Source organism: Streptomyces sp. NPDC007346, assembly GCF_040703535.1.
In the GTDB taxonomy this organism is placed as follows: Bacteria; Actinomycetota; Actinomycetes; order Streptomycetales; family Streptomycetaceae; genus Streptomyces.
The window spans coordinates 1-12,166 of the sequence record NZ_JBEYKR010000182.1; the positions used below are offsets into that span (position 1 = coordinate 1).

11 protein-coding genes and 2 pseudogenes are annotated in these 12,166 nt (G+C 71.6%); 7 read left to right on the forward strand and 6 right to left on the reverse strand.

Annotated features, from left to right (window positions below):
* Nucleotides 1-132: 132 nt before the first annotated feature.
* On the reverse strand, nucleotides 133-2,202 hold the full coding sequence (locus tag AB0917_RS30690; protein WP_366822953.1) for a PhoX family phosphatase: 2,070 nt from the start codon (nucleotides 2,200-2,202) through the stop codon (nucleotides 133-135).
* A gap of 219 nt (nucleotides 2,203-2,421) precedes the next feature.
* A pseudogene (locus AB0917_RS30695) lies at nucleotides 2,422-2,702 on the reverse strand (transposase); the annotation flags it as partial.
* Nucleotides 2,703-3,276: 574 nt separating this feature from the next.
* On the opposite strand from AB0917_RS30695, the gene AB0917_RS30700 reads away from it, so the two are divergent.
* From AB0917_RS30700 to AB0917_RS30720, 5 genes and pseudogenes are all read left to right on the forward strand, one after another.
* On the forward strand, nucleotides 3,277-4,473 hold the full coding sequence (locus AB0917_RS30700; protein WP_366822954.1) for a YbdK family carboxylate-amine ligase: 1,197 nt from the start codon (nucleotides 3,277-3,279) through the stop codon (nucleotides 4,471-4,473).
* 310 nt (nucleotides 4,474-4,783) lie between these two features.
* Entirely contained in the window at nucleotides 4,784-5,713 is a 930-nt protein-coding gene (locus AB0917_RS30705; RefSeq protein WP_366822956.1) for a 2OG-Fe dioxygenase family protein, read from the forward strand.
* Between the two features lie 334 nt (nucleotides 5,714-6,047).
* Nucleotides 6,048-7,664: pseudogene (locus AB0917_RS30710) on the forward strand (adenosine deaminase).
* A gap of 213 nt (nucleotides 7,665-7,877) precedes the next feature.
* Entirely contained in the window at nucleotides 7,878-8,729 is an 852-nt protein-coding gene (locus tag AB0917_RS30715; RefSeq protein ID WP_366822957.1) for a SigB/SigF/SigG family RNA polymerase sigma factor, read from the forward strand.
* 347 nt (nucleotides 8,730-9,076) lie between these two features.
* On the forward strand, nucleotides 9,077-9,520 hold the full coding sequence (locus tag AB0917_RS30720; RefSeq protein WP_366822958.1) for a subtilase-type protease inhibitor: 444 nt from the start codon (nucleotides 9,077-9,079) through the stop codon (nucleotides 9,518-9,520).
* Nucleotides 9,521-9,652: 132 nt separating this feature from the next.
* Here the strand turns inward: AB0917_RS30720 and rpsR are convergent, their stop codons facing one another.
* Genes rpsR through rpmG form a run of 4 tightly spaced genes read right to left on the reverse strand, consistent with a single transcriptional unit; the run spans nucleotide 9,653 to nucleotide 11,569 of the window.
* A complete protein-coding gene (gene rpsR, locus AB0917_RS30725) occupies nucleotides 9,653-9,895 on the reverse strand; it encodes a 30S ribosomal protein S18 (protein ID WP_366822959.1) in 243 nt (80 codons plus the stop codon).
* Nucleotides 9,896-9,943: 48 nt separating this feature from the next.
* Entirely contained in the window at nucleotides 9,944-11,101 is a 1,158-nt protein-coding gene (locus AB0917_RS30730; protein WP_366822961.1) for a GTP-binding protein, read from the reverse strand.
* Nucleotides 11,098-11,355 (reverse strand): type B 50S ribosomal protein L31, encoded by a 258-nt coding sequence (locus AB0917_RS30735; protein WP_366822962.1) that lies wholly within the window; start codon nucleotides 11,353-11,355, stop codon nucleotides 11,098-11,100. Before AB0917_RS30735 ends, AB0917_RS30730 begins: the two co-directional genes overlap by 4 nt.
* Nucleotides 11,356-11,404: 49 nt before the next feature.
* On the reverse strand, nucleotides 11,405-11,569 hold the full coding sequence (gene rpmG, locus AB0917_RS30740; protein ID WP_003964410.1) for a 50S ribosomal protein L33: 165 nt from the start codon (nucleotides 11,567-11,569) through the stop codon (nucleotides 11,405-11,407).
* A gap of 71 nt (nucleotides 11,570-11,640) precedes the next feature.
* On the opposite strand from rpmG, the gene rpmB reads away from it, so the two are divergent.
* Nucleotides 11,641-11,877 (forward strand): 50S ribosomal protein L28, encoded by a 237-nt coding sequence (rpmB, locus tag AB0917_RS30745; protein ID WP_366822963.1) that lies wholly within the window; start codon nucleotides 11,641-11,643, stop codon nucleotides 11,875-11,877.
* Nucleotides 11,877-12,166: 30S ribosomal protein S14 (gene rpsN / locus AB0917_RS30750; RefSeq protein ID WP_366822964.1), on the forward strand; the 290-nt coding region annotated here is incomplete at its 3' end. The genes rpmB and rpsN, both read left to right, overlap by 1 nt.

Below are 12,166 nucleotides of genomic sequence, written 5' to 3' on the forward strand. Positions count from 1 at the left end.
AAGGAAATATTCATACCTGCGTCCTTTTCTGGATGACATGTGAACCCCGGCGCGGGGCGGGGCCGGGGGGGGGCCGCCCCCCCCCGCCCCACCGCGGTGCGAGACGGCACGGGAGGACGGGCGGCCACGGCGTCAGCCGTTGCGCCGGAGGATGGGGCCGCCGTCCTTCCTGCGGACGGCGATCACCGCGGCCCTGGGTTGGGAGCCCGCGCCGTCCGGCCAGTGGGAGGCGGGGTCGGCCGGGGTGGCACCGGGCAGTTCACCCGGATGCTGGACCGAGACCAGCACATGGTCCTCGCCGACCACCGGACCACAGCACTCCGCGCCCGCCGGGATGGTGAGGAAGCGCTGCACCCTGCCGCGCTCGGGGCCGCTGAGCGGCACCATGTAGAGGCCGTCGTTGACGCCGGCCTGGCCGCCCGAATCGGTCGCGATCCACAGGTTGCCCGCGGCGTCGAAGGCGAGGTTGTCGGGGCAGGAGATCGCGCTCACCCGGGACTTGTCGTAGCCGGCGTAGTAGCTGCTCGGGTCGTCGGGGTCGCCGCAGACCAGCATCAGCCGCCAGACGAAGCGCTCCGCGGTCGGGTCGTTCCCGCGCTCGCACAGCTCCAGCACGTGGCCGTCGCGGTTGTCCCTGCGGGGGTTGGCCTCGTCGGGGCCCTGGTGACCCGCGGCGCCCCGGTAGTCGTTGTTGGTCAGCGCCGCGTAGACCCGCCCCGTGCGGGGGTCGGCCTCGACGTCCTCCGGGCGGTCCATCCGGGTCGCGCCGGCGCGGTCGGCCGCGAGCCGGGTGAAGACGTAGACCTCGTCACCGGTCATGCCGGGGACGAAGCTGCGGTCGCCGTGGGCGAGCGGCAGCCACTTTCCGGTGCCGTCGAACTCGCCGTCGCCGGGCAGCGCCCCGGAGCCGTCGATCTCCTCCGCCGGGCTGTCGCCGGTGAAACGGGCCGCGTAGAGCGTGCCGGAGTCCAGCAGCCGCATGTTGTGCTGCCGGGCGGACCAGCTGTCGCCCTTACGCATCCGCCCGTCGGAGACGAACTTGTAGATGTACTCGAAACGTTCGTCGTCACCCATGTAGGCGACCACGCGGCCGTCGGGGGCCACGCTGATCGTCGCGCCCTCGTGCTTGAACCGCCCGAGCGCGGTGTGCTTGACCGGCACCGAATCCGGGTCGTGGGGGTCGACCTCGACGATCCAGCCGAACCGGTGCGCCTCGTGCGGCTCCGCGCCGAGGTCGAACCTCCGGTCGTACTTCTCCCAGGCGCGCAGTGAGGGCCCCTCCGGGAAGCCGTAGCGCTCCAGGCCCTCCTTGACCAGCGGATCGGTCGGCTTCTCCGCGTGGGAGAACGGCATGTGCACGTTCTCCTCGCCGGAGAGCACGGTGCCCCACGGGGTCGTGCCGCCCGCGCAGTTGGCCATGGTGCCGAGCACGGTACGGCCGGTCGGGTCGGCCTCGGTGCGCAGCAGCGGCGAACCCGCCGCCGGGCCGCGCACCTCGAAGGGGGTGTGCAGGGTGATGCGGCGGTTCCACCGGGAGGCCGGGCGGGCCCGCAGCCGGCCCCCGGCGCGCTCGCGCTCGACCAGCACCACGGACATCCCGTACGCCGCCCAGGAGGTGCGGACATGCTCCTCGGAAGGGCTCTCGGGGTTCCAGCCGGGGAACATCAGAAGCTCGTTGACGTACTCGTGGTTGCTCACCATGAGCCACCGGCCGTCGGAGCGCAGCGGGACGAGGGCGCAGTAGTCGTTGTTCGGGCCGAACTGGCCGGACTGCGCCGCTTCGGTCTGGTGGCCGAAGTCGAAGGGCGGGGCCCCGGCGAGCACCGGGTCACCCCAGCGGATGAGCACGTCGTACGTGAAACCCTCGGGGACGGTGACGCGGTCCCCGCGATCCGGCGGGACCGGGAGGAATCCGTGGGCCTTCCCGGCCGGTGAGCCGGAGGAGAGGGCTCCCTCGGAGGGGCTCCTGGCCGCGGCGGTCGACGCGGTGGAGGGAATGAGCGGAGCGGCGAGAGCGGCGGCCCCCGCCCCGAGCAGGATTCTGCGGGAGACGGACTCGCGCAGCACGCTGCCGAAGTAACGGTTTCCCGAGGTATTGGGTGCGTGTCCGGCACAGGCATTACCACATCGGAATAAGCAGGTCTCCGGTGAGCGGCCGGAATGCCGACCGCTCGGGAGTAATGGTAATCGTCGCTCCGACACGTCAACCGCCCTTCAGGTTACATGCGTGAACCGACGTCAGTATGCATGAGAACGCAGCCAGTGGCAATCAAGTACCTGAGCTGCGCTTTCATTGGGAAATGGGAAGAGTGGTGTCCGCGTAACGACGGAAGCTTCCCCGAAATCATGGGTGTGACACAGGGGTCGGTCATGGTGGCCGAATCTGTGCACTTGAAGGAGGTGGATTAAGAGTGTGTCCTCTGTGGTGATTCGGAGGAGTCGTTTGTAGCGGCAGAGGGTGGCGGCGAGCGCGGGAAAGGCCAGGTGGTTGCGGGGTTGGCGTTCGTAGCGGTGGTCGAGTCGGCGGTAGCCGGTCAGCCAGGACATGGTGCGTTCGATGACCCGACGCCGGCGCCCTGACCGTTCGCTGGATTCGACTCCCGTGCGGGCGATACGGACGCCGATGTGCTTGCCCCATAACCATTTGCGCGGTGAGGGACGTCGTATGCCTTGTCCGCATGCGGGCGCCGGGGCTGGAAGTAGCCTGCCTTGGTTTCGCCGAAGAACAGGGGCGCAGGAGTCGGTCAACGGCACGACCCGACAGACGGTCGCATGGTCGGGACGGCGCGACCACGGGAATCGTTTCAGGGTTTTCCGGCGACTGCCCGTACATGGCGATGCCGCGGCCGTCGATGCCGTTCTGTTCCGGGCCGGGGCGCCATGAGCGCACCTGGGTGACCCCCGGGCCCCTGCGGTTCCCGGCCGTCGAAGAGCGAGGTGGCGGTGGCGCGTCGCGCAGGACGAAGGGCACGCCTGGCCGGCGGTATTCCTGGGCGACCCGGTCGACCTCCTCGGGCGCGAAGTCCACGGTGCCGATGGTCATCGCCAGGTATGAGGCGAAGGGTTACGACGGCCCGCCGCTTCCGGCGCCGGAGCTGCCCGCCACACCGCTGAACGCGTGGGGGAGGGTGCGCTGAGATGCGGCCGTCCGGCGTCCGGCGAACGGGGGAGACACGAAGGACGGCGTCCCGCGCAGGGGGCCGCCTCGGCGCGCGGCTCGGCCGTTCGGCCGGGGAGCCGGGCGACAGGGGCGGGGGCGGAGGCGACGGTGGACGGATGGACAACAGCGGCAGGGCGTGTGCGCGGGTCGGCGACGGAGCGGTGACGATGGGGGTGGAGGAGGAGCACTTCCTGGTGCGGGCCGACACCCGTGCCGTGGTGCCGGCCGGGCCACGGGTGGCGGACCGGGCCACCGGGGAGCTGGGGGATCTGGTGTGCCGGGAGTTCGCGGATCTCCAGGTCGAGGTGCGTACGACGCCGTGCGCGTCGGCGGAGGAGCTGCACGCCCAGCTGGTCCGGCTGCGCCGGGCGCTGGCCGCCTCGGCGGTGACGGAGGGGGTACGGGCATGCCCTGCCGCAACGCCGGTGATCGGGGGCGGGGCCGGGGTGCCGGTGGGGGATCATGCGCGGTACCGGGCCGGCGTGGAGCTGTTCCGGTCGATGATGGACGATTTCGCGGTCTGCGCACTGCACGTCCATGTGTTCCTGCCCGACCGGGACGTGGCGGCCCTGGCGGGCAACCATGTGCGCGTGTGGCTGCCGCTGCTGGTGGAGATGAGCGCGAACTCGCCGTTCCACGACGGCCGGGACACCGGCTTCGCGAGTTGGCGGTCGGTGATGCGCCTGGGTTTTCCGTGTCTGGGCCCGCCGCCGTACGCCGAGTCCTTCGACGACTACCGGCGCACCGCCGAGGCCATGGCCGACGTGGGCGGGATGTCCTTCGCCGAACTGCCGTTCTGGGACATCCGTCCGCACCCCCACCTGCCGACCCTGGAGGTGCGGTGCATGGACGTCCCCGCCGATCCCGCCGACTCCGTGGCGATCGCCGCTGTCGTACGTGCCCTGGTGGTGACCTCCGCCCGCCTGGTGGGGCAGGGCGACCCGGGCCCGCGGCGCGGCGGCGAACTGCTCCGTGCGGCCTACTGGTACGGGACACGCGACGGCTGGCGAGGGCAGGGCGTGGACCCGCTGTCCGGGCGGATGCTGCCCGCGCCCGAGCGTGCCCGGCGGCTCCTGGATCACATCGGCGCGGCCCTGGAGGAGCTGGGAGACCTCGAACGGGTCACCGGCTTCTTCGACCGGCTGGCCGTCCGCGGGACCGGCGCGGACCGTCAGCGTGCCGCCCATCGGACGGGCGGTCTCCACGCGGTCGTGGACGACCTGGTGACCTGTATGACGGACCCCGGTACCGGCCCCGGACGGCACACCACCGGCACCGGGACGGAGACGGACCGTGCGGATGCCCCCACCTGACGACGGCCCCCCACGGGACTCCCGCCGCCCTGCCGCACAGCCGGCCCGGCGCCCGCCCGGCTCGCCTCTCATCTGTCTGGCGGCCTCCACCACGCCGCCGTCCAGGAGCCGTGCCACGCTGAGGAACGAACACGAGGGCGCCTGGACGGATCCGTGCCGACGACGGAGACAGGCGAACCGCCGCCAGGCTCCCGTGGAGCGCGCGAGCGATGTGCGCCCGGAGACGGACAGCGCTGGAACAGACGGGCCGGAAGCCGGCGCCCCGGCTGAAGGGGGTTCCGGCGGCCGGTCACGGACGCTGGAGGAAACCATGGACGACATCCGGTCCGCGCCGAGCCCGGTGGACATCACCGCCCCCGTGCCCACGGACGATCCGTACGGCTCCCCGCCGGCGGCGCCCGCCCGCCCGGCCGGCGACGCCCCCGGAGCGGCTGCCGCCGGTGCCCCGGCGCCAGATCACCCGGACGACCGCGCGACCGTGCGCCGCGACGGCTACGCCCGGCTGCGCGCCGCCGACCTGGGCGTGGACACCGAAGCGCTGACCGGGGACTTCGCCCAGCTCGCCCACGGCTACCAGGACCTGCCTCCCGACCCCTACGCGCCGGACACCAACCGCTACCGCCGCTACTCGCACGCCGTCTACCTCCCCTGGAGCGGCGAGCTGTCGTTCGTCCCCGGCGCTCCCGACCCCGCATTCGGCACCGTCACCGAGTACTGGCAGGACGAGCACAACCCCGAGTTCCCCCGCGTACGGCGCAGGCTGCCCGACATCCCGCCGGCCCTGCACGGCAACCGCCTGCTGAACGCCCTCATCCGTGCCGACCTCGACCAGGCACTGTGGCTGCGGGACCTGCACCACGCGCCCCTCTACATCGGCGTCCACATGATCACGCTCGCCGTGCGCGGACAGCAGCGGGTGGCGGTCTCGTCACCGAACTGCCTGCACCAGGACGGCGGCTCACCCGCCACCTTCACGTTCGCCCACCTCATCGGCTGCCACAACATCAGCGGTGGTGAGAACGCCATCGCCACCGCCGAAAGCGCGGGCCGGCGCCCCGACACACTGCCCGCCGACGCCCTGCACGCCCGGTTCATGATGACCGAACCGCTGGACGGCTACGGCGTGCACGACCACCGCGTCAGCCACTACGTCGCCCCCGTCCACCTCGCCGACGGCAAGAACAGCGGCCGACGCGACATCCTCATCATCGGCATCGCCCCCTACACCCCCGGGCTCTAGCCCCGCGTCCAGCCGGTCTCAAACGGCATGCGCCGGTGAGGCGCAGCGCGGCGAACTCGCCCCGCTCGTCACGGTGGAGACCAGCGCCCGGTGAAGCGGGCCACCGCCTTAGGGACCCGGCCACCGCCTCCGAGCCCGGCCACCGCCTCCGAGCCCCCAGCCGAACTGCCGTGACCCCCAAGCCGTTCGAGGACCCCCGCGCCTCGAAAGGTCACCCCCCGGCCGCCGTTACCCACCGGGGAAGACACGGTCTCCCCACTCGATCGGGTGGATCTTGGTCCCTGTCCACGCGGTTCGGGCGGGGAAGGGTGTCCGCCGAAGCGATCATTCGGCGGTGATCTCATCGATTCGGACGGCACACCGTCCCAAGTCCCTGGTCCCCGCCGGGATCGGCGCACTCGCTCTCCTGACCCTGCTCCCCACCGTCCCGGCCACCGCGGCACCCGCACAGGACCCGGCCACCACGTCGGCCGCGCAGCCGCACCACCGCGTCACCACCCCGGCCGAGCGCCGGACCTCCGACCACCTCGACGCGCTGGAGGGCGACCCGGAGCGGCTGAAGGCCTTCTTCGCCGCGCTGCCCAAGGGAGGCGACCTCCACAACCACCTGTCGGGCGCGGTCACCACCGAGTACCTGATCCAGCTCGCGGGCGAGAACGGACTGTGCATCGACGCGACGACGACGGCCGTGCCCCCGCCCTGCGGACCGGGCACGCGTCCGGCCGCCGACGCCCGCACGGACGCCGAGTTCCGGCAGCGCATCGTCCGCGCCTGATCGATGCAGGACTTCCCGGCCGACCAGTCCGGCCACGACCACTTCTTCGACACCTTCGGCAAGTTCGGCGAGGCGACGCGTGATCGCGGGAAGCTGCTCGCCAATGTGGCCAACACCGTGGTGGAGCAGAACCAGTTCTATCTGGAGACCCTGGTCACCCCCGCCTCCGACAGCGCGCGCAAGCTCGCCGAGTCCGTGGGCTACGACGCCGACCTCGCCGCCTTCCACCGCAAGCTGGTCGCCGGCGGCAAGCTCGACCAGGTCGTCGCCGAGGCCGTCCGTGAGGCGGACGCCGCCGACGCCCAGTTCCGCCAGGCCGCGCACTGCGACACCCGCCGCCCCGACCCGGGCTGCCGACTGCCCGTACGGTGGATCTCCCAGGTCTCCCGGGGCAGTTCGCCGGAGCGGGTGTTCACACAGATGGCCGTCGGGCTGCGCCTCGCCGAGCGCGACTCGCGGTTCGTCGCCGTCAACCTCGTCCAGCCGGAGGACGGGGAGAGCGCGCTGCGCAACTACAGCCTCCAGATGCGGATGCTCCAGTACCTGCGCACCCAGTACCCGGACGTCCGGCTCACCCTGCACGCCGGTGAGCTGACCCCCGGCCTGGTCAAGCCCGAGGACCTCACCTTCCACATCCGTGAGGCCGTGCTCGTCGCCGGGGCCGAACGCATCGGCCACGGCGTGGACCTGGTCCACGAGGACGACTGGCGGCAGCTCGCCCGGACGATGGCCCGGCGCGACGTCGCCGTCGAGGTGCCGTTCAGCAGCAACAAGCAGATCCTGGGCGTGGCGGGCGACGACCACCCGTTCAACGCCTACCGCCGATACGGCGTACCGGTGGTCCTGGCCACCGACGACCCCGGCGTCTCGCGCATCGACATCAGCCATGAGTACCAGTACGCCCGCGAGACCTACGGTCTGAGCTACACCGAGCTGAAGGACCTGGCGCGCGCCTCGCTGGAGTACGCGTTCCTGGACGGCGCCGGCCTGTGGGCCACCAGTTCCTCCCGCACCGGCTACCGCCCGGTGCCCGCCTGCGCCGGAGCCCGGCCGGGGATCGTCCCGCCCGCCCCGGGCTGCGCCCGCCACCTCGCGGACAACCCGAAGGCGGCGACCGAGTGGCGCCAGGAGGCGGCGTTCGCCGGTTTCGAGCGGCGGTACGGCGGACAGCGCTGACGCCCGCGTACAGGTGACCGAGGGGCGGGTTCGAAGCGCCCGCCCCTCCCGCCATGACGCCGCGGGAAACAATATCCCGGTCGTCCGCATAGGTGCGGTGTGTCTGGGCAAGTGACGATCTGTCCGGGCTCGACCTCCAGTAGTAAATTAGGTGACGCTTTGTCCCGTGACGTCGATTGTGCGGCAGTACGCAGACCTCAAGCCCACGCCGCAGTGGCCGCCCCCGAGCGCTCGACAGCGACACTGACCACGGGCGGCCTGCCCTGGATCGAGGACACGGCGAAGATCGCACCGCGCGACGCCCGTGTCCTCTCGAAGCAGTTCTTCGACCGGCTGGAGGTGCTGGAAGAGGGGACGGTCGAGCACCAGTACGCCAGGAACACGCTGATCGGGATGAACATCTCCCTGGTCCACTTCGCCGCCCGGCGCTTCCGCAACCGTGGCAACGGAGATCTCGAAGACATCATCCAGGTCGGTGTCGTGGGCCTGATCAAGGCGATCGACCGCTTCGACCTCACCCGCGAGGTGGAGTTCACCTCCTTCGCCGTGCCCTACATCGTCGGCGAGATCAAACGGTTCTTCCGCGACCAGACGTGGGCCGTCCACGTTCCGCGCCGCCTCCAGGAGCTGCGCGTCGAACTGGCCCAGACCAAGGAGCGGCTGGAGGCGCGGCTCAACCGCGCCCCGACCGTCGCCGAGCTGGCCGTGGAGCTGAACCTGACCGAGGCCGAGATCATCGAAGGCACCCTCGCGGCCAACGCCTACACGGCCGGTCCCCTCGACGCCCCCGAGGCGGGTGACACCGAGCACGGCGCCGCCCGCCCGGTCTCGGAGATGATCGGCGAGCCGGAGTCCGCGCTGGAGCTCTTCGAGGACCTCCACTCCCTCGCCCCCCTGCTCGAACAGCTCGGCGCCCGGGACCGGCGCATCCTGGAGATGCGCTTCGGGCAGGAGATGACCCAGTCCCGCATAGGAGCGGAACTCGGCCTCTCCCAGATGCACGTCTCCCGGCTGATCGCCGGCACGCTCGCCGAACTCCGCGTCGGCCTCCTCACCGAGCGCTGACCGGGCCGCCGCCGCTGGTGGACCACCGGTGCCGCCCCGGCCTCGGTCTCCACCAGGGCGGCCGAGCGGCCAGGGCCCCCGGCAGTCGTCGCTTTCCGGTCGAAGCGGCTCGCCGAGGCTTCCGGCCGGTGGGGGATCGTTGCAGGTCAGACGGTCGTTCTCCGTTGAACCGTCGAGGGTTGTCCATATGCTGGACGGGCTCCGCGGCTCGCGTGAGCTGCCCGAACGACCATCCGGTCGGTTCGAACGAACGTCTGCGGCTGGAAGCGGGCTGTCGATGTGCGCCTACTTTCCGCATGCGTAAGACTCCTGTCCGCAATCAGCGCCCGACCGAGGAGTTTTCACTCATGCGACACAACCGTCACGCGATCCTCGCAACCATCGCCGCGAGCACCCTGGTCTTCGGGGCCCTCGCCGCCACCTCCGCCCACGCGGCACCGGCGAAGGCGGAGAGCCTCTACGCGCCCTCCGCGCTCGTCCTCACCGTGGCCCAGGGCGAGGACCCGCTCACCGCGACGGTCCAGCGGGCGGTCACGCTCACGTGCGCCCCGAGCGCCGAGGGCACCCACCCCGCCCCCGAAGCCGCCTGCGCGGAACTGGACGCGGTCGACGGCCGGTTCACCCAGCTGGCCCGGACCTCGCCCGACCGGATGTGTACCCGTCAGTGGAGCCCCGTCGTGATCACCGCCCACGGCGTCTGGCACGGCGAGCGCGTCACCTTCTCGACCACGTACGGCAACGCCTGCGAGCTGGCGGGGAGCATGAACGGCAGCGCCGTCTACTCCTTCTGAACCTGCCCGGCACCCTCGGTGGAGCCCTGTGTCACCCGGGTCCCCGGGTGACACAGGGCGAACAGCACGGCGATGGCCGCACGGTGCCGCGTCCCGAGCGGCCCCTCCCCGGCCGCAGGGGGCAACGGCGGCCTACCTGCCGGAACCGGTGTACGGCAGCAACGCCATCTCGCGGGCGTTCTTGATGGCCGTGGCGATCTGCCGCTGCTGCTGGGCGCTCACCCGGCTCACCCTGCGGCTGCGGATCTTGCCGCGGTCGGAGATGAACGTGCGCAGCAGATCGGTGTCCTTGTAGTCGACGTACGTGATCCTCGCCGCGTCCAGCGGGTTCGGGCGGTCCTTGAGGGACTTACGGGGGTCCTGCTTGCGTGCCATCGGGGTTCCTTGGGCGGGGGGTTGGGGGTACGGGGGTGGCTTCCCGGTTCATACCGGGTCGAGGAGTGCGTCGAAGGCGGCGGGCAGGCTCTTCCACGCCTCCCGGCCCGCCCGGTACTCCTCGTCGCTGAGCAGGCACGACTCCAGCAGCCGGGTCAGCCCGTCGCGGTCGAGACCGGGGGAGACGAAGACCAGGTGCTGGCAGCGGTCGCCGTGCTCGGGGTGCCAGTCCAGCGCGGCGGCGGCCCGCCGGTAGGGCTCCACCATGGCCCAGGCCGCGTCCGGGAGGGAGGCGAGGTAGGGGCCGGTGTTCTCCACGCAGAGCGCGCCGCCCGCCGCTTCCCAGGAGAGCAGGGTGTCGGGCCGGTCCGCGAGCCAGAACCGGCCCCGGCTGCGGGCCGCCGCGCAGCACAGGTCCTCCAGCGCGTGGTAGAGGCGCTCGGGGTGGAAGGGGCGGTGGCGCCGCCAGACGAGCGTGGAGACCCCGGCCTCGTCCGCCTCCTGGGGCAGCAGCGCGCAGGCCGGATGCTGACCGGCGGCCGCCGCCTCCACATCGAAACCGGCGACGGCCAGGCGTGCCAACTCATCCGATGTGGCGGCGATCTGACGTGCTGTCGGGTTGATCTGACGGATCAGCGCACGGTCCTCGTCGTCGGTCGCCGGGCTGTCGGCCAGGGCCAGGACGGGGGCGTACTCCACCTGCCGGGCCCAGGTGTCCCCGATCGTGCGCCGGTCCGCGGGTGCCGCCGCGAGGCCGGCCTCCGCCAGGTCGTCGCCGTTGGTGAGGCACGGCAGGACGAGAGGGGGATCGATCGCGGTGATCACATTGGTGACCTCGAAGCTGTCGGCCCCGTGGGCCGCGATGACCTCGGCCATCGACTTCGGCTCGACGGAGTCCCAGAGCTCCAGGACCGCCAGCCGGGTCGGCCCGCCGTCCGCCAGCCGCCGCAGCTCGGGGACCAGGTCCTCCCGCAGTGCGCAGCACGCGCAGTCGTTGACCAGGGGCGTCTCGCCGGCCGACAGCTCCCCGGTGGCGTCCCGCAGGGTGCGGCGTACGGTTCCGCCGGTCGCCGTCGACAGGTCGTGGTGGAGCGCGACGCTGTGCGGAACCTTCGACAGGAGCCCCTCCACCACCTCGCGGCGGGCTTCGGAGTGCAGCCCGCAGACGATGACGACGGGCAGCCTCCGCCGCTGTTCCCCCGTCACCGGGCCTCACCGCCGCGTCCGTAGCGGCGCTCGAAGCGCTCGACGCGGCCGGCGGTGTCCAGGACGCGGGCGGTGCCGGTGTAGAAGGGGTGGCTCGCGGAGGAGATCTCCACATCCACGACCGGGTAGGTGTTGCCGTCCTCCCACTCGACGGTCCTGTCACTGGTGAGGGTGGAGCGGGTGAGGAAGGCGAAGTCGGCCGCCTTGTCGCGGAAGACGACGGGGCCGTAGGCGGGGTGGATTCCGGGCTTCATGAGAGGGGTCCTAGCGGTAGGGGGTCGCTGCGGGCGGAGGTGGCCGGCCTCAGCGCTCCTCGCGGAAGTCGACATGGCGGCGGGCGACCGGGTCGTACTTGCGCAGCACCATGCGGTCGGGATCGTTGCGGCGGTTCTTGCGGGTGACATAGGTGTAGCCGGTCCCCGCGGTGGAGCGGAGCTTGATGACCGGGCGTACTTCGTTGCGAGCCATGGGCGCTACTATATGGCAATGGTTTCCATTTTCAATAATGGGACGCATCGATGAGAGGCAGGTAACTTTTCGTGTCCGCCCACTGCCAACTGACCGGCTCGCAGCCGGGATTCGGCAACACCATCTCCCACTCGCACCGCCGTACGTCACGCCGGTTCGACCCGAATGTCCAGCGCAAGCGGTACTGGCTCCCCAGCGAGGGGCGCCATGTGCGGCTGACCCTCAGCGCTCGGGCGATCAAGACGATCGACGTGATCGGCATCGAAGCGGCGGTCGCGCGCATCCGTGCGCGGGGAGGGAAGGTCTGATGGCGAAGAAGAGCAAGATCGCGCAGAACGAGAAGCGCAAGGCCGTCGTCGAGCGGTACGCGGCCCGCCGGGCCGAACTGAAGGAGATCGTCCGCCGCCCGGCCACCCCGGCGGCCGAACGTGCCGCCGCCCTGGCCGAGTTGCGGCGCCAGCCGCGCGATGCCAGCGCCACGCGGGTGCGCAACCGGGACAGCGTCGACGGCAGGCCCCGGGGGTACCTGCGCACCTTCGGCCTCTCCCGGGTCCGGATGCGCGAACAGGCGCACGCCGGGTTTCTGCCCGGCGTGAC

Coding starts and splice junctions, on each gene's coding strand:
- AB0917_RS30700 (WP_366822954.1), top strand. CDS start 3,277: ATGGACAACAGCGGCAGGGCGTGTGCGCGGGTCGGCGACGGAGCGGTG.
- AB0917_RS30705 (WP_366822956.1), top strand. CDS start 4,784: ATGGACGACATCCGGTCCGCGCCGAGCCCGGTGGACATCACCGCCCCC.
- AB0917_RS30735 (WP_366822962.1), bottom strand. CDS start 11,355: ATGAAGCCCGGAATCCACCCCGCCTACGGCCCCGTCGTCTTCCGCGAC.
- rpmG (WP_003964410.1), bottom strand. CDS start 11,569: ATGGCTCGCAACGAAGTACGCCCGGTCATCAAGCTCCGCTCCACCGCG.
- rpsR (WP_366822959.1), bottom strand. CDS start 9,895: ATGGCACGCAAGCAGGACCCCCGTAAGTCCCTCAAGGACCGCCCGAAC.
- AB0917_RS30720 (WP_366822958.1), top strand. CDS start 9,077: ATGCGACACAACCGTCACGCGATCCTCGCAACCATCGCCGCGAGCACC.